Source organism: Povalibacter uvarum (assembly GCF_014202975.1).
Classification (GTDB): Bacteria; Pseudomonadota; Gammaproteobacteria; order Steroidobacterales; family Steroidobacteraceae; genus Steroidobacter; species Steroidobacter uvarum.
In genome coordinates this window covers 1,302,627-1,317,490 of sequence record NZ_JACHHZ010000001.1, presented here as the reverse complement: position 1 = coordinate 1,317,490, position 14,864 = coordinate 1,302,627, and the positions used below count along the sequence as shown (strand labels likewise).

The window sequence follows — 14,864 nt, the reverse complement described above, 5'->3', positions numbered from 1 at the left end:
CCGCTAACCGCTAACCGCTTCTCCTTATGATTCCAGGCGAATTCTTCACCGAGTCCGGCGACATCGAGATCAACGTCGGTCGCCCCACGGTTCGCGTCAAGGTCGCGAACACCGGCGATCGTCCGATCCAGGTCGGCTCGCATTACCACTTTCACGAAACGAACAGCGCACTGCAGTTCGACCGCGATGCCGCGCGTGGTTTCCGGCTGAACATCGCCGCAGGCACCGCCGTTCGCTTCGAGCCCGGACAGATTCGCGAAGTCGAACTCGTGGCTTATGGCGGTGACCGCGTCGTCTACGGGTTCAACCAGAGAATCATGGGGAAACTGTGAGCACCCGCATCGATCGACGCGCTTATGCAGAGATGTACGGCCCGACTGTCGGCGATCGCGTGCGACTGGCGGACACGGACCTCATCATTGAAGTCGAGCGTGATTTCACGATCCATGGCGAAGAGGTCAAGTTCGGCGGCGGCAAAGTCATTCGGGATGGAATGGGGCAGAGCCAGCGCGTCTCGGCCGAGGTCGTCGATACCATCATCACGAATGCGTTGATCGTCGACCACTGGGGCATCGTCAAAGCGGACATCGGCATCAAGGACGGGCGGATTGTCGGCATCGGCAAGGGCGGGAATCCCGATGTGCAACCGGGCGTCACGATCGTCGTTGGTGCCGGTACCGAAGTCATCGCGGGAGAAGGGTTGATCGCGACGCCGGGTGCGATCGACGCGCACATTCACTTCATCTGCCCTCAGCAGGTGGAAGAAGCGATGATGGCCGGGATCACGACGATGATCGGCGGTGGGACCGGGCCGGCCGCCGGTACGAGCGCAACTACCTGTACACCGGGTCCGTGGTTCATCGATCGCATGTACGAGGCGATCGAGGAATTGCCCATCAACTTCGGCTTGCTCGGAAAGGGCAACGCGAGCCTCGTTGCGCCGATTGCGGAACAGGTCGAAGCGGGTGTGATGGGGCTGAAGCTCCACGAGGACTGGGGCACGACACCCGCCGCGATCGACGCATGCCTGTCGGTTGCGGAGAAGTACGACGTTCAGGTCGCGATTCACACCGACACGCTGAACGAATCAGGTTTCGTGGAAGACACATTCGCCGCATTCAAGGGCCGCACGATTCACACGTATCACACGGAGGGCGCCGGCGGTGGCCATGCTCCGGACATCATTCGGGCCTGCGGCGAGCCGAACGTTCTTCCATCGTCCACCAACCCGACACGTCCGTACACCATCAACACCGTCGATGAGCATCTCGACATGCTGATGGTCTGTCACCACCTCGATCCGGGAATCGCGGAGGACGTCGCGTTTGCGGAATCGCGCATCCGTCGCGAGACCATTGCCGCGGAAGACATTCTTCACGACCTGGGCGCGTTCTCGATGATCTCGTCGGACTCGCAGGCCATGGGCCGCATCGGCGAGGTCATTACGCGAACCTGGCAGACAGCGCACAAGATGAAGATGCAGCGCGGTTCTCTGCCGCAGGACAATGCGCGGAACGACAATTTCCGTGTCCGTCGCTACATCGCGAAGTACGCGATCAATCCGGCGCTGACGCACGGCATCGCGCACGAAGTCGGGTCGATCGAAGTCGGCAAGCTTGCGGACATCGTGCTGTGGAAGCCGGCCTTCTTCGGCGCGAAGACTGCATTGATCATCAAGGGCGGGATGATTCTCGCAGCGCCGATGGGCGATCCGAACGCTTCGATTCCGACGCCGCAACCGGTGCACTACCGGCCGATGTTCGGTGCATTGGGCGGCGCTCGCGCTGCGACGTCGGTCAGCTTCGTGTCGCAAGCGGGTCTCGATCGCGGCATGGGCGAGCGGCTCAAGCTACGCAAGCGGCTGGTGGCGGTGAAGGGGACGCGCAGTCTCGGCAAGTCTGATCTCGTTCTCAATGACTACCAGCCGCGCATCGAAGTGGACTCGCAGACCTATCAGGTTCGTGCGGATGGACAGTTACTCACCTGCGAGCCGGCGACGAAACTGCCGCTGGCGCAGCGATACTTCCTCTTCTGATTGTCAGATCGGGTTCAATGCTCAACGTTTCCAGAAAACTTCCCGACCGGCCGCCGGCGACACTGCAGTTGATTCTCCCGTTCCAGGAACGCAGCAAGAGCCGATTGCGCGCGACGCTGTCGAGCGGTGAGGAAGCAGGCCTGTTCCTCGAACGCGGCTCGGTCTTGCGCGGCGGCGATCGGCTGCTGAGCGATGATGGCCGGGTCATCGAAGTCGTTGCGGCGGAAGAGGCCGTTTCGACAGTTCGTTCCTCAGACGCATTGCAGCTTGCGCGCGCGGCTTATCACCTGGGGAATCGTCACGTCGCATTGCAGATCGGGTTCGGATGGCTGCGTTATCAGCAAGACCATGTGCTCGATGAAATGGTCCGAGGTCTCGGGCTGGCGGTAGAGGCCGAACGAGCTCCATTCGAACCGGAGGGCGGCGCTTACGGCGGGCACTCGCACGGCCACGCGGACGACCATTCGATCATTCGCGGCGTCGGGATGAAGTAATTCAGCCGCCGCGGCGTCCATCCGATGCATCAACTTCTGCGCATCCTGCATCTGGCGAGCCCGGCACTGCCGATCGGCGCGTTTCATTTTTCTCAAGGGCTCGAGTACGCGATCGAAGCAGGCTGGGTGCGCGATGAAGCGACAGCTCATGACTGGATGGGCGGTCTCGCGCGAGGTGTGCTTGGAACGCTGGACCTGCCGATCCTGGCAAGGCTTCATGACGCGGCGGCGAAGGACGATCACACAGCAACGCAACGCTGGAATGCATTGCTGATCGCTTCGCGTGAGACGGAAGAACTGCGAGCGGAAGACAGGCATCTGGGACAGGCCCTCATCAGAGTTCTGCGGGAGCTTCATGCAGACATCGACCTTCGTAAGCCCGAGACGCTCGGCTATGCGGCTGTGTTTGCGAAAGCCTGCGTGCAGTCCGGCGTCGGCAAGGTCGAAACACTGCACGCATATTCGTGGGCGTGGACGGAGAACCAGGTGCTGGCGGCGGTGAAGCTCGTGCCCCTCGGGCAAAGCGCGGGACAGCGCATCCTCCACAAGCTCATTCCCTCATTGGAGGCTGCGGCGGCGAGTGCCCTGGAACTGGCGGATGAGGACATCGGTTACTGCTCGGTCATGCAGTCCGTCGCCAGCGCACGACATGAAACCCAGTACACGCGTCTGTTCCGCTCATGAGCTGAGGAAAACAGGTTCCCGGCCACAGCCGGCCGTCTGAAACCGACGGCGGTCAACCCGCTTTGTTATGATCGGCCGATGAATAGCGATCTCGAGAAGCTCCGCCGCCGTCCCTTCTTTTTCCCGCTGCTGTTTCCGGTCCTGGTCTTTATTGCCGTTGTTGCCGCGGCCGCGTGGCTGTTCGATGCGCGTGCGACGACAGTTGTCGTTGTAGTTCGGCATGCAGAGACGGAGGTCGGAACAGACCCGGATCCGGGTCTGAGCGTCGATGGCCGGGAGCGTGCTGCGCGTCTCGCAAAGATGCTGTCGCAAGCGCGGCCTGTCCGCGGCATCGACGCGATCTTCGCATCTGAGCTGAAGCGAACGCAGCAGACAGTCACGCCGCTGTCCGAGACGCTCGCATTGCCGTTGAACGTCATACCCGCGGCGACGTGGAACGATCTGCCGCGCAAGATCCTGCGTTCGCATCGCGGTGAGTACGTGCTCGTCTCGGGCAATTCGACGACCGTGCCCGCGCTCATCGAAGCGCTGAGCGGGGAGAAGGTCGAGTTGCGCGAGGATGAGTACGACGCCATGTTCATCCTGTTCCTGCCGCAGATCTCGAAGAAGAAGGTCATGCGACTGCGGTACTGAACGCCGATGGTGTTTCGCGAGCTCCTCCGGATCCAGACGCGCGGTCGCGGTTTCGAATCCCTGACCGAACGGGTCGCGAACGTCGTCAGCACCGCGCGCATCGACAACGGCTTGTGCAACGTCTTCGTACGTCACACCAGCGCGTCGCTGCTGATTTCAGAGAACGCCGACCCGGCGGTCGGCCGGGATCTCGAGAGTTTCATGCAGCGCATCGCCCCGGACGGCAGCCCGGACTACGAGCACGACGCCGAGGGTCCGGATGACATGCCGGCCCATATCCGCAGTGTCCTGACGAACACTACTTTGTCCGTCCCGATCGCCGATGGCCGCCTGATGCTGGGCACCTGGCAGGGGATCTATCTGTGGGAACACCGGCACCGCGGGCATTCCCGTGAGGTCATCGTGACGGTGGTAGGCGAGCGCTGAAACCAGGACCTGCGGGAGCCCCAGGCATTTCAGCGGGTTAGCGGGATTTCCCGGAATGGTGCCCCCGGCAGGAGTTGAACCTGCGACCTACCGCTTAGGAGGCGGTCGCTCTATCCACTGAGCTACGGGGGCAATCGGGAAGTGGGATAGCGGATGGTGACTGGTCAGGAAAGCCAAGAATCACGGGCGCGGCGCGATAGCACCTTGTTCGGCCCTAGTCACCATCCGCTATCCGCCATCCGCTTCTTTAAGAAGTTGGTGGAGCTGAGGGGGATCGAACCCCTGACCTCCTCATTGCGAACGAGGCGCTCTCCCAGCTGAGCTACAGCCCCACCGATGCTGAAGAGGGCGCAAATTGTAGCATCGGAGTATCGACTGACAAGCAGACGACCGACGGGCCGTGGAATCCGCTCAGGGATTGACGGTTTTGCGCAGGCAATGGTCGGCAACTGGTAGGCTTGCTCACGGGTCGATCAGGAGAAAATCTCAGCTACCCGCCAAGGCCGACCAAACCGTGAAGCTCACCAAACTGCTGGTTCTGCTGACCCTCATGGGTTCGTTGATCAGTTGCGGCAAGCCAGTCCCTCCCGACAAGGCGTCCTACGTCGGTGAATGGCAGTCGAAGACGATGTATCTGCTCATCACGCAGGATGGGTCCGTCAGGTACAAGCGACTGAAGGCCGGCGCCACTACATCCGTCGAAGGGCCGCTCAAGGGATTCACCGGCCACGACTTCGAAGTGGGAGTCGGCCCCATGGCAACGACGTTCGTCGTCGCAAAGCCACCCTATCAGGATGGCAACGACTGGAAGATGGTTGTCGACGAAGTGGAGCTCGTGAGAACCGCCAACTGAGCGACCAGGGCGCTCAATCCCGATCCGGCGCTCCCAACGGAAACAGCGGTCGATACTGCCGCGCTTCATCCACGGCACGAGCGAACGAGGGACGCGCGAGCAGGCGTGCCCGATAGGCTTGCAGCAATGGATACGTGTCCGAGATCCGGTGCGTCCAGTCGGCATAGAACAAAGACGGTGCGGCGGCACAGTCGGCGAGCGTGAAGCTCGCGCCGGTAGCCCAGGTCTTGTCGACCAGCTGAGTTTCGATCCATGCGTAGGCTCGTTCGAGTCTCTCGCGGGCCTGCGCCAATCCTTCCTCGGGCTTCAATGGAATTCGCTGCAGAACGCCGGCCACGGCAAACTGCACAGGGTCCATGATGTGGAGATCGAAGAAGCGATCGAAGAAACGCACGTCGAGTGCGGCCATCGGATCTGCCGGCAACAGGCGTACCGGGCCCGGGTGCTGCAGTTGCAGGTACTCGATGATGATACTGGTCTCGACCACGCTATGGCCGTCGTCCACCAGCAGAGGAAACTTCTGCAAGGGCCAGCGCTGCAGCCACTCCGCCGCATTCTGCGGCGTGTCGGGTCCGAGAGAGCGGAACTCGAAGGGCGTGCCGTTCTCGTACAGCGCGATGAGCACCTTCTGCGTGTACGACGAGAACGGATGGCCATAGAGGACTAGTGACACGGTGCGTGATCTCCCAACAAACTGGTCAGCGATTGGCGGCGGAAAGTAGCACATCGACAGGAGCCCGAATGCCGAAGGTCGATCTCAAGAAAGAGCTCAGGCACCTGTATCTGCCACCGTCCAAGGACGTGGTTCAGGTCGACGTTCCGACATTCCGATTCCTGATGATCGATGGCGAAGGCGATCCGAACACATCGCCGGCCTATTCGGCTGCGGTCGAGGCGCTGTTCTCCGTTTCTTACACCGCGAAATTCATGGTGAAGAAGAGCACCCAGGCGCTCGACTATGCCGTCATGCCTCTCGAAGGTCTCTGGTGGTCGGACGACATGTCCGCTTTCGTCGCGAACGACCGGTCGAAGTGGCAGTGGACGATGATGATCATGCAGCCCGACTTCGTGGAGGCGGCCGTGCTCCAGTCGGCCATGCTGGAAGTGAAGCGAAAGAAGGCACTCGCTGCCGTGGATGCGCTCAGGCTCGAGGATTTCACCGAAGGGTCATGTGCTCAGATACTGCATGTGGGCCCGTTCACTGAAGAAGGGCCCACGATTCAGCGGGTCCATGCCTTCATCGAGCAACGTTCCGGGCTGACCGGCAAGCACCATGAAATTTATCTGAGCGACATCCGCCGGGCGGATCCAGCGAAGTGGAAGACCGTCATACGGCAGCCGATGAAGTGACCCGCGTTCGCGGTGTGACGGAGGGCGGGGCGGAAGTTACAGGTCCATCGCGTCGTACACGACCACCTTCTGCCACAAGTGCGAGCACTGCTCGACGAACTTCTGGTGGATGGGATGCGACTGATAGGCGCTTTGCGCGGCTTCGTCGTCGAAGAACATCACTTCCGAGACGTCGAAGCTCGAGTCGACGACTTCCCGCTTTTCCGTGCTGGCGGGGACACCGATATGCAGGGCGCGGATGACTTCGATCTGTCGCAGCGTTTTCAGGCCCTCGATCAGGCGCGCCCGGTCTTTCTCCGAGCCCGGATTTTTCAGCCAGAACAGAGCGTGATGCACCAGGTAGCGCTTGCCGCTCGCTGCATTGCCGGTCGTTGCAGCGCCTGCAACTCCCGACGCGAGAAGGGCGGTGCTGGCAATCACGTTGCGTCGCGTCAGTTTGCTCATCTTCAGAACCGCTGGACCTGTTCAGTTGCGAAGGTCTTGCCATTGCCTGCTTCCTTCAGCGGCACGCAACCGCGGAACGGACCGGGCATCGGGTTGTATTGCAGGACCTGAGTTGCACCAGGCTGCGACAGGAAGAAGCCGAGGAGGGTCATCTCGCGCGTCATGAGCACAAATGGCCGTGGCAGGGCGGCAGGGCCAGTGTTTGCGGCCTCAGCAGCGAGAGCCGCTTCGGTTGCGCCTCGGACCAGCGCGACTCGCTGCTCGGGTTCCAGTTGCATGAAGCCACGGTTGTGCTGCTGGCGCGCCTGCGAGTCGAATGCTTCGAGCCCGGCAAGGTAGCGATCCTGATCGGCCTTCGGATAGACATCCTTGAGCATCAGGTCGATGAAGGCCGGTATGCCGACGTCCTTTGCGCCTGGTGTGTCGGTGCGCGGGATCGTAATCTCCGCGACCTCGCCAACCAGCGACAGCTGTTCGCCCGAGAGGAACAGCGACTTTGCTTCCGCTGCCTTCTTTGGAGTGCATCCGTTGAGGACGCCCAGAAGCGCGGGACCGGAGATCGCGCCGCCCATCAGCAAGGCGACGCGTTGGATTGCTTCGCGACGATTCATGCGGGTTGCGCCATCAGATGTTCATGCGTTTCAGTTCTTGGACCGCGTGATCGACAGCGCGCGCGGTCAAGGCCATGTAGGTCAGTGACGGGTTCTGGCACGCGGCCGAAGTCATGCACGAACCGTCGGTAACGTAGACGTTCGTACAGGCGTGCACCTGGTTCCACGAGTTGAGCACCGAGGTTTTTGGATCGCGGCCCATGCGCGCCGTGCCCATCTCGTGAATTCCCAGGCCCATGCTGTACCCGCGATCGAGTGCGCGGACGTTCTTGTAGCCCGCGGCTTCGAGCATCGTTGCGGCCTCGTTCGCCATGTCGATGCGCATCAGTCGTTCGTTCTCGCCGATTTCGCAGTCGAAGGTGAGCGTCGGCAGGCCGTGCTTGTCCTTGCGGTCGCGATTCAGCGTGACGCGATTGTGGTGATAGGGAAGGATCTCGCCGAAGCCGCCGAGGCCCATGGTCCACGGACCGGGCTCGGACGCTTTCTGCTTGAGTTCCTCGCCCAGCACCGGGTCATTCATCAGTCGTGTCCAGTTGCGTCGCGAAGCGCCGCCCTGATAACCGAAGCCGCGAATGTACGAACGCTTGTCTTTGCCGATGTTGACGAATCGCGGCACGTAGACGCCGTTGGGACGCGTGCCGACGTAGTACTGATCGTCGAAGCCCTCCACGAGAGCGGAGGCGCCGACCTGCAGATGATGATCCATGATGTTGCAGCCCAGCTCGCCGCTGTCGTTGCCGAAGCCGTTGGGGAAGCGACTGGACGTCGAGTTCATCAGGATGTGCGCGGTGCCGAACGTAGAAGCGCAGAGGAAGATCACGCGTGCTTTGAACTCGAGCTGCTCGCCGGTCTCCGCGTCGAGGACGCGCACGCCGCTGGCACGCCCGTTCGCTTCGTCGTAAATGAGCTCAGACACGACGCTGTTCGGACGCAGCGTCATGTTGCCTGTCTTCTCCGCAGCGGGCAGGGTGCTTGAGTTGCTGCTGAAGTAAGCGCCCAGCGGGCAGCCGCGAATGCACAAGTTGCGGGTCTGGCAAGTGCCGCGTTGCGGACTATGCGCATGGGTGAGCGGTGCGGTGAGATGCGCCGTGCGACCGATCGTCATCGTGCGACGGAAGTTCGTCGACATCGACTGCTTGAAGTGCTTTTCGACGCAGTTCATTTCCATCGGGGGCAGGAACGTACTGTCCGGCAGCTGGGCGAGCCCCTCGGACTGGCCGCTGACGCCGATGAAGCGTTCGACATGGTCATACCAGGGTTCGAGGTCGGCGTACCGGATCGGCCAGTCGACGGCGATGCCGTCTTTCGCGTTGGCCTCGAAATCCATCGGACTCCAGCGATACGACTGGCGTCCCCACAGCAGCGAACGACCGCCCACGTGATAGCCGCGGACCCAGTCGAAGCGCTTGGTTTCCCCGTAAGGATGTTCGTTGTCGTCGACCCACCAGTGCTTCGTGGCCTGCGTCACGACGTAGTTGGTGCGCGCCGCCGTTGCGTGGCGCTGCAGATCTTCCTGGGTGGCGCGACCGCCGTAGGGCAGTTCCCACACCTCTTTCGTGGCGGTGGGATATTCGCCATGACGCACCATCCGTCCGCGGTCGAGGACCAGCGTTTTCAGGCCTTTTTCAGTCAGTTCCTTGGCGGCCCATCCGCCGCTGATGCCGGTACCGACGACGATCGCGTCGTACGTGTCATTTTTGTCTGGCGCCACTGCCGGTGCTCGTTCTGACCCCTGAGAGCGGCGACTGTAACGCGAAGCGAATCCCACATTGAAGCCCCGCAAATTACGTCGGGCGCCGAACTATTGACGACGCAATTGAGGGGCGGGTGTTCCGGTGCGCAATGTTGGCTATGCTGTAGGAGCGCCAGCGTCGGCGTTCCGCGAGACAGCTCCAGTGATCGTTGCGCGAACCCTGCCCGCAGTCCTCGTCCTGTTATCCCTGTGCGTCGGCAGCGAAGCCGCCCCGAACGACGAAGAATGGATTCGGCTCTTCAACGGACGCGATCTGACCGGCTGGACGCCGAAACTCACCCATCACAAACTGGGCGACAACTACGCGAATACGTTTCGGGTCGCCGATGGCGCATTGCAGGTCAGCTATGACGGCTACAAGGCGTTCGAAGGTCAGTTCGGCCACCTGTTCTACGAGAAGCCGTTCAACTACTACCGCCTCGTCATCGAGTATCGGTTCATCGGCGAACAGGCACCGCAGGGTCCCGGCGCCTGGGCACTGCGCAACAGCGGAGTGATGGTGCATTCGCAGGATCCGAAAACCATGACGGTGGCGCAGAACTTCCCGATTTCGATCGAAGCCCAGTTCCTTGGCGGGCTCAGCGACGGCAAGGCGCGCCCGACGCTCAATGTCTGCACGCCGGGGACCGAAGTCATCCACAATGGCGCTCTCTTGCCGACGCACTGTTTGAACTCTGCTTCCGCGACGTACGATGGCGATCAGTGGGTGCGAGCCGAATTGCTGGTCCTCGGCAGCGAGCGAATCGCCCACATCATCGACGGCAAGACGGTGCTCGAGTATTCCAAGCCCCAGTATGGCGGCGGTGCCGTGAACGAGTTCGAGCCCGCGGCGAAGCCTGATGGTCAGCTGATCGAAGGCGGATACATCGCCCTGCAGAGCGAGTCGCACCCGATCGAGTTCCGCAAAGTCGAGCTGCTCAACCTCGCGGGCTGCATGGATCGCAAGGCGTCGAACTACAAGAGTTATTACGTGAAGTCAGTGCCGGCGCAGTGCGCGTACGCTGGGAAGTAACCGTCATTCCCGCGTAAGCGGGAATCCATGCTTCGATGCGAACCCATAAGGTGGATCCCCGCCTGCGCGGGGATGACGATCCCCTCTGCCTGCGTGGGGACGACGACTGCGTTCTCACTCCGTCGTCGGCATCATCGACCGCAATCCTTGCGGCGACAGCACATGCTCGACGCCGAGGACAACCGCACCGATGATGCCGGCGCGGTTGCCAAGCGTAGACAGTTCGACGGAAAGCTTGCGCGTCGCGAGCGGCAAGGCACGGCGATAGACAACGGACCGCACGCCGGCCAGCATCTCATCGCCGAATTGCGTCATCCGGCCACCGAGTACGATCACGGCCGGATTGAAGAAATGCACGAGCATCGCGATTACTTCGCCGATCTCACCTGCGGCGGTTCTCACCAGCGCTGAGAGTTGTGCTTCACCGGGATCGCCGCCGACATCGCCACCCACCTTACGCAGGATTGCGCCGTACGAGGCGAACGCCTCGATGCAGCCGTACGCGCCGCAACGACAGGGTTCTTCATGCCCTGGCACGCGAACGTGGCCGATATCACCTGCCGCGCCGTCGGCACCGCGATGCAATTGGCCATCGTGCGTCACGATGCCGCAGCCGATGCCGGTCGACGCTTTGACGTACAGCAGCGGACATTGTGTAGCGGGGCGGCAGCGCGCTTCGCCGAGCGCCATCAGGTTCACGTCGTTGTCGACGAGCACCGGCGCGGAGAATTCCTGTTGGAAAGAGGCGGGAACGGGATAGTTGTCCCAGCCCGGCATGATCGGCGGCCGGACTGGCATGCCGCTCGCGAAATCGACCGGGGCAGGAAGGCCGACTACGATCAGTCGCACATTGCGCGCATCGATCTGACGTTCTGCGAGCATTTGCAGGAATGCCGTGCGAACTTCGGCGAGCACCGTATCGGGACCGCGTGCCACGTCCGTCTGGATCGATCGCTCGACGATGAAGTGCTGACCGAAGTCCGCAATCGCGAGTCGCCCTTTTGCAGCGCCAATGTCGGCGGCCAGAATGACGCCTGCCTGAGGATTCAGCGTAAGGACTGAAGGCGGTCTGCCTCGTGCGCCGGCTTCGGCCTCGTGCTCGGCGATAAGGCCGATCCGCAGCAGGGGCAGCAGATGTTCGGAGACGGTGGAGCGGGCGAGACCGGTGACGCGGGCCAGCTCCGAACGGGACGTGGCCTGGCCCGAAGCGACCAGCCGCGCCAGGTAGCTGCTCAGATTGAGCGCATGATTGGTCTGCGCGGGCGACGTTGTCCGCGGCAGGCCCAGGTTGAGCCAGGGAAGCATGTCTGCCTCTTTTCGTCGATGTCCGAACTAAACGTGTCGATATACAGACCCGGCTGTACGGATTTATTCTGGCAGAAAGAACACCGATGAGTCCGACCGAGGGGGCGCTATGTGGACGCGACGCCGTTTTTTGCAGAGTTCTTCCATGGCAATGGCAGCGATGACCTGCCTGCCCGCGGGCGCTTCAGCGTCCAGTTCCGCCAAGGGCCCCCTGGGATTGCCCATCGGCCTGCAGATCTACACCGTACGCGAGGCCGCCGCTAAGGATTTTCCCGGCACGGTCAGAGCGATCGCGGACGCCGGGTATCGAGAGCTCGAGCTGGCAGGCCCGCCGCCGCTGTCGGCCGCCGAGATGCGCAAGCTGGCCGCTGAGTGCGGCATTGCCGTCCCCAGCATGCACACGAACATGCGCGACCTGCAGACGAAGGCGCAGGAGCGAATCGACTATGCGAAAGCGGTCGGCGCGGAGTACCTCGTCTGTTCCTTCCCGTCGACCGCGGATGCGCGATCGATCCCCACCGGATCGCTGGCTGCTGGCATGACGCTCGATGACTGGAAGTGGAACGCCGATCAGCTGAATCGCTTCGGCGAGCTCGCGCACAAGGCGGGACTGCGTTTCGGCTATCACAATCACAACATCGAATTCCGTTCGTACGACGGCGTCGTCGCAATGGACGAGATGATTCGCATCACCGATCCGAAGCTGGTCACGATCGAGCTCGACATCGCGTGGGTCGCAACCGCCGGCGTGGATCCGGTGAAGTATCTGAAGAAGCATTCGGACCGCATCTCGCTGCTGCACGTGAAAGACATCCGCAAGGACGCAAAGGAGACGATCGAGCTGAATGCGCAGACGACCGAAGTCGGCAGCGGCAGGATCGACTGGAAAGCATTCTTCGGCGCGGCGAAGCCGGGCCAGATCAAGCACTACTTCGTCGAGCAGGAGAACTTCGAGCGCAGCCCGCTCGAGGCCATCAAGCTCAGCTTCGACTATCTGAGCAAGCTCGCCTGATCCGGGGGCGCCACATGGCCATGATCAAAGGGCCGGGAATCTTCCTGGCGCAGTTCGCGGGTGCCGAACCTCCATTCAACGACCTGCGCAGCATCGGGCGCTGGGCGGCGGGGCTCGGCTACAAGGGCGTGCAGATTCCGACGTGGGAAGCTCGTCTGTTCGATCTGGATCGCGCGGCTGAAAGCGACACGTACTGCGATGAGATCAAAGGCACGCTCGCCGAGGAAGGACTTGCGATCACGGAGCTGTCGACGCATCTGCAAGGCCAGCTGGTCGCCGTACATCCGGCTTATGACGAAGCGTTCGGCGGTTTCGCGCCAGCGTCGCTTCGCGGCAATCCGCGCGGTCGGCAGGAATGGGCTGTCGGCCAGTTGCTCAAAGCAGCTCGCGCGTCGCAGCGACTCGGATTGAAGGCGCATGCGACTTTCTCAGGCGCATTGGCGTGGCCGTATCTGTATCCGTGGCCGCAGCGTCCGGCGGGACTGATCGAAGCTGCGTTCGAAGAGCTGGCGCGTCGCTGGCGACCGATTCTCGATGCCTTCGACACCGCGGGCGTCGATGTGTGTTACGAGATTCATCCGGGCGAGGACCTCTTCGACGGCGCCACGTTCGAGCGCTTCCTCGAGAACGTCGGCAATCACCCGCGCTGCCATCTTCTCTACGATCCGAGCCACTTCGTGCTGCAGCAGCTCGACTATCTCGGCTTCATCGATGTCTATCATCCGCACATCAAGATCTTCCATGTGAAGGACGCCGAGTTCCGGCCGAATGCGCGGCAGGGCGTGTATGGCGGTTATGAATCATGGATCGACCGCGCGGGCCGGTTCCGTTCACTGGGTGATGGGCAGGTCGATTTCACCGGCATCTTCTCGAAGCTCACGCAGTACGGCTATGACGGCTGGGCGGTGCTGGAATGGGAATGCTGCATCAAGCATCCGGAGCAGGGCGCGGCCGAAGGTGCGCCGTTCATTCAGCGCCATCTGATTCGCACGGCCGACAAAGCGTTCGACGACTTCGCAAGCGCCGGCACGGATGCGGCCGCAAACCGTCGGATGCTGGGGCTCGAGTAGTGGCTGCATCGAGATTGAGACTTGCGATGATCGGCGGTGGTCGCGGCGCCTTCATCGGTGCCGTGCATCGCATGGCTGCGCGCCTGGATGATCGCTACGAGCTGGTCGGGGGCGTGTTTTCGTCCGATCCTCAACGTTCACGCGACAGCGGTGCTGACCTGCGCCTCGCGCCAGAGCGTTGTTACGCGACGCTCGATGACATGTTGCGGACGGAGCGGAATCGCCCGGATCGCGTCGACGTCGTCGCTGTCGTAACGCCCAACCACCTGCACTACGACCCGGCGAAGCGCTGCCTTGAAGCCGGCTTTCACGTGATCTGCGACAAGCCGCTGACCACGACGCTTGCACATGCAGAAGAGCTTTCGCACCTCGTCGGGCAGACGAAGCGAGTATTCGCCGTGACGTACAACTACAGCGGCTATCCGCTGGTGCGCCAGGCGAAGGAGATGATCGCGAGCGGCGAGCTGGGCGATATCCGAGTCGTGCAGACAGAGTACGCGCAGGACTGGCTCGCGACGCCCGTCGAGGCTACCGGCAACAAGCAGGCAACTTGGCGCGTCGATCCCGAGCGCAGCGGCATGGCCGGTGCGATCGGCGATATCGGGACTCACGCGTTTCATCTGACAGAGTTCATGACGGGCATGCGTGTCACGCAACTGGCAGCGGATCTTTCGATCGCAGTGCCGGGGCGCCGGCTCGATGACAACGGCCAGATGCTGATGCGCTTCGCGAACGGCGCACGGGCTTCGCTCTGGGCCAGCCAGGTCGCGCCCGGCAACGAGAACGGCTTGCGCATTCGCGTGTACGGTGCGAAGGCGGGTCTCGAATGGTCACAGGAAACTCCGAACCAGTTGCGGTTCGCACCCGTCGGCGAACAGCCGAGAATTCTCACGCGCGGCGGCCCGGGTCTGGGCGCCTGGGCCAAGGCGGCGGTTCGTGTGCCGTCGGGCCATCCCGAGGGCTACATCGAAGCGTTCGCGCAGATTTATTCCGACGCAGCTGACCTCATCGTCGCGTCGAAGGAAGGCAGGGCCGCGAGCGGCGGTGCGTTGCTCGTGCCCACTGTCGCTGACGGTGTGCGCGGTGTTCAGTTCATTCAGGCAGCCGTTTCGTCCAGCCAGCGAAATGCGGCTTGGGTCTCTTTGTAGTTGCGCAAGGAGTTCGACTTGAACATGTTCCCGC

Annotated in this window: 17 protein-coding genes and 2 tRNA genes; 12 read left to right on the top strand and 7 right to left on the bottom strand. The window is 62.2% G+C overall.

The genetic code is table 11. The annotated features are described in order from the left end of the window. Positions 1-26: 26 nt before the first annotated feature. The 6 genes from HNQ60_RS05705 to HNQ60_RS05680 all read left to right on the top strand — a co-directional run bounded on the left by HNQ60_RS05705 (position 27) and on the right by HNQ60_RS05680 (position 4,272). Entirely contained in the window at positions 27-332 is a 306-nt protein-coding gene (locus HNQ60_RS05705) for an urease subunit beta (RefSeq protein ID WP_184330011.1), read from the top strand. Continuing rightward, positions 329-2,035 carry an urease subunit alpha gene (gene ureC, locus HNQ60_RS05700; protein ID WP_184330010.1) on the top strand — a complete coding sequence of 569 codons (1,707 nt, stop codon included), beginning with the start codon at positions 329-331 and terminating at the stop codon, positions 2,033-2,035. The genes HNQ60_RS05705 and ureC overlap by 4 nt, the downstream gene beginning before the upstream one ends. Before the next feature lie 17 nt (positions 2,036-2,052). After that, positions 2,053-2,529: an urease accessory protein UreE gene (ureE, locus tag HNQ60_RS05695; RefSeq protein ID WP_184330009.1), complete on the top strand. Its 477-nt coding sequence runs from the start codon at positions 2,053-2,055 to the stop codon at positions 2,527-2,529. Between the two features lie 24 nt (positions 2,530-2,553). After that, positions 2,554-3,213, top strand: a complete 660-nt coding sequence (locus HNQ60_RS05690) for an urease accessory protein UreF (RefSeq protein ID WP_184330008.1) — start codon at positions 2,554-2,556, stop codon at positions 3,211-3,213. Between the two features lie 78 nt (positions 3,214-3,291). Continuing rightward, on the top strand, positions 3,292-3,846 hold the full coding sequence (locus HNQ60_RS05685) for a phosphoglycerate mutase family protein (RefSeq protein ID WP_184330007.1): 555 nt from the start codon (positions 3,292-3,294) through the stop codon (positions 3,844-3,846). 6 nt (positions 3,847-3,852) lie between these two features. Beyond that, complete coding sequence (locus tag HNQ60_RS05680) at positions 3,853-4,272, top strand: secondary thiamine-phosphate synthase enzyme YjbQ (RefSeq protein WP_184330006.1); 420 nt, start codon at positions 3,853-3,855, stop codon at positions 4,270-4,272. 56 nt (positions 4,273-4,328) lie between these two features. Here HNQ60_RS05680 and HNQ60_RS05675 read toward each other — a convergent pair. Together HNQ60_RS05675 and HNQ60_RS05670 are read right to left on the bottom strand one after the other, a co-directional pair. Next, positions 4,329-4,404 (bottom strand) — tRNA-Arg (locus HNQ60_RS05675). Between the two features lie 124 nt (positions 4,405-4,528). Further along, positions 4,529-4,604, bottom strand: a tRNA-Ala gene (locus tag HNQ60_RS05670). Between the two features lie 182 nt (positions 4,605-4,786). Between HNQ60_RS05670 and HNQ60_RS05665 the strand changes: the two genes are divergently transcribed. Then, positions 4,787-5,125, top strand: coding sequence for a hypothetical protein (locus tag HNQ60_RS05665; protein ID WP_221304031.1), 339 nt, complete (start codon positions 4,787-4,789; stop codon positions 5,123-5,125). 13 nt (positions 5,126-5,138) lie between these two features. Here HNQ60_RS05665 and HNQ60_RS05660 read toward each other — a convergent pair whose 3' ends face one another. Continuing rightward, positions 5,139-5,798, bottom strand: coding sequence for a glutathione S-transferase family protein (locus HNQ60_RS05660; RefSeq protein ID WP_184330005.1), 660 nt, complete (start codon positions 5,796-5,798; stop codon positions 5,139-5,141). A 68-nt stretch (positions 5,799-5,866) separates the two neighbouring features. Here HNQ60_RS05660 and HNQ60_RS05655 point away from each other — a divergent pair, with 68 nt between their 5' ends. Beyond that, on the top strand, positions 5,867-6,475 hold the full coding sequence (locus HNQ60_RS05655) for a GyrI-like domain-containing protein (RefSeq protein ID WP_184330004.1): 609 nt from the start codon (positions 5,867-5,869) through the stop codon (positions 6,473-6,475). Between the two features lie 36 nt (positions 6,476-6,511). On the opposite strand, the gene HNQ60_RS05650 is transcribed toward HNQ60_RS05655, so the two are convergent. The 3 genes from HNQ60_RS05650 to HNQ60_RS05640 are packed head-to-tail and all read right to left on the bottom strand — an operon-like array spanning position 6,512 to position 9,241. Continuing rightward, positions 6,512-6,919 carry a Dabb family protein gene (locus tag HNQ60_RS05650; protein ID WP_184330003.1) on the bottom strand — a complete coding sequence of 136 codons (408 nt, stop codon included), beginning with the start codon at positions 6,917-6,919 and terminating at the stop codon, positions 6,512-6,514. Positions 6,920-6,921: 2 nt separating this feature from the next. Beyond that, the gene (locus HNQ60_RS05645) at positions 6,922-7,530 is read right to left on the bottom strand and encodes a gluconate 2-dehydrogenase subunit 3 family protein (RefSeq protein ID WP_184330002.1); all 609 of its coding nucleotides are present in this window, start codon (positions 7,528-7,530) and stop codon (positions 6,922-6,924) included. A 13-nt stretch (positions 7,531-7,543) separates the two neighbouring features. Continuing rightward, complete coding sequence (locus HNQ60_RS05640; protein ID WP_184330001.1) at positions 7,544-9,241, bottom strand: GMC oxidoreductase; 1,698 nt, start codon at positions 9,239-9,241, stop codon at positions 7,544-7,546. A gap of 184 nt (positions 9,242-9,425) precedes the next feature. On the opposite strand from HNQ60_RS05640, the gene HNQ60_RS05635 reads away from it, so the two are divergent. After that, positions 9,426-10,295 (top strand): 3-keto-disaccharide hydrolase, encoded by an 870-nt coding sequence (locus tag HNQ60_RS05635; protein WP_184330000.1) that lies wholly within the window; start codon positions 9,426-9,428, stop codon positions 10,293-10,295. Between the two features lie 114 nt (positions 10,296-10,409). Here the strand turns inward: HNQ60_RS05635 and HNQ60_RS05630 are convergent, their stop codons facing one another. Next, complete coding sequence (locus HNQ60_RS05630; protein ID WP_184329999.1) at positions 10,410-11,600, bottom strand: ROK family transcriptional regulator; 1,191 nt, start codon at positions 11,598-11,600, stop codon at positions 10,410-10,412. A 145-nt stretch (positions 11,601-11,745) separates the two neighbouring features. On the opposite strand from HNQ60_RS05630, the gene HNQ60_RS05625 reads away from it, so the two are divergent. The 3 genes from HNQ60_RS05625 to HNQ60_RS05615 are packed head-to-tail and all read left to right on the top strand — an operon-like array spanning position 11,746 to position 14,830. Further along, on the top strand, positions 11,746-12,612 hold the full coding sequence (locus tag HNQ60_RS05625) for a sugar phosphate isomerase/epimerase family protein (RefSeq protein WP_184329998.1): 867 nt from the start codon (positions 11,746-11,748) through the stop codon (positions 12,610-12,612). 14 nt (positions 12,613-12,626) lie between these two features. Further along, positions 12,627-13,682 (top strand): sugar phosphate isomerase/epimerase family protein, encoded by a 1,056-nt coding sequence (locus tag HNQ60_RS05620; RefSeq protein WP_184329997.1) that lies wholly within the window; start codon positions 12,627-12,629, stop codon positions 13,680-13,682. Positions 13,683-13,708: 26 nt separating this feature from the next. Beyond that, on the top strand, positions 13,709-14,830 hold the full coding sequence (locus HNQ60_RS05615) for a Gfo/Idh/MocA family protein (protein WP_184330205.1): 1,122 nt from the start codon (positions 13,709-13,711) through the stop codon (positions 14,828-14,830). Positions 14,831-14,864 lie beyond the last annotated feature (34 nt).

Excerpts from the sequence above, each read along its gene's own strand:
- HNQ60_RS05705 (WP_184330011.1), top strand. The coding sequence starts at position 27 with ATGATTCCAGGCGAATTCTTCACCGAGTCCGGCGACATCGAGATCAAC.
- HNQ60_RS05620 (WP_184329997.1), top strand. The coding sequence starts at position 12,627 with ATGGCCATGATCAAAGGGCCGGGAATCTTCCTGGCGCAGTTCGCGGGT.
- HNQ60_RS05685 (WP_184330007.1), top strand. The coding sequence starts at position 3,292 with ATGAATAGCGATCTCGAGAAGCTCCGCCGCCGTCCCTTCTTTTTCCCG.
- HNQ60_RS05690 (WP_184330008.1), top strand. The coding sequence starts at position 2,554 with ATGCATCAACTTCTGCGCATCCTGCATCTGGCGAGCCCGGCACTGCCG.
- HNQ60_RS05645 (WP_184330002.1), bottom strand. The coding sequence starts at position 7,530 with ATGAATCGTCGCGAAGCAATCCAACGCGTCGCCTTGCTGATGGGCGGC.
- HNQ60_RS05680 (WP_184330006.1), top strand. The coding sequence starts at position 3,853 with ATGGTGTTTCGCGAGCTCCTCCGGATCCAGACGCGCGGTCGCGGTTTC.
- HNQ60_RS05615 (WP_184330205.1), top strand. The coding sequence starts at position 13,709 with ATGATCGGCGGTGGTCGCGGCGCCTTCATCGGTGCCGTGCATCGCATG.
- HNQ60_RS05625 (WP_184329998.1), top strand. The coding sequence starts at position 11,746 with ATGGCAATGGCAGCGATGACCTGCCTGCCCGCGGGCGCTTCAGCGTCC.
- HNQ60_RS05655 (WP_184330004.1), top strand. The coding sequence starts at position 5,867 with ATGCCGAAGGTCGATCTCAAGAAAGAGCTCAGGCACCTGTATCTGCCA.
- ureE (WP_184330009.1), top strand. The coding sequence starts at position 2,053 with ATGCTCAACGTTTCCAGAAAACTTCCCGACCGGCCGCCGGCGACACTG.
- HNQ60_RS05650 (WP_184330003.1), bottom strand. The coding sequence starts at position 6,919 with ATGAGCAAACTGACGCGACGCAACGTGATTGCCAGCACCGCCCTTCTC.
- HNQ60_RS05630 (WP_184329999.1), bottom strand. The coding sequence starts at position 11,600 with ATGCTTCCCTGGCTCAACCTGGGCCTGCCGCGGACAACGTCGCCCGCG.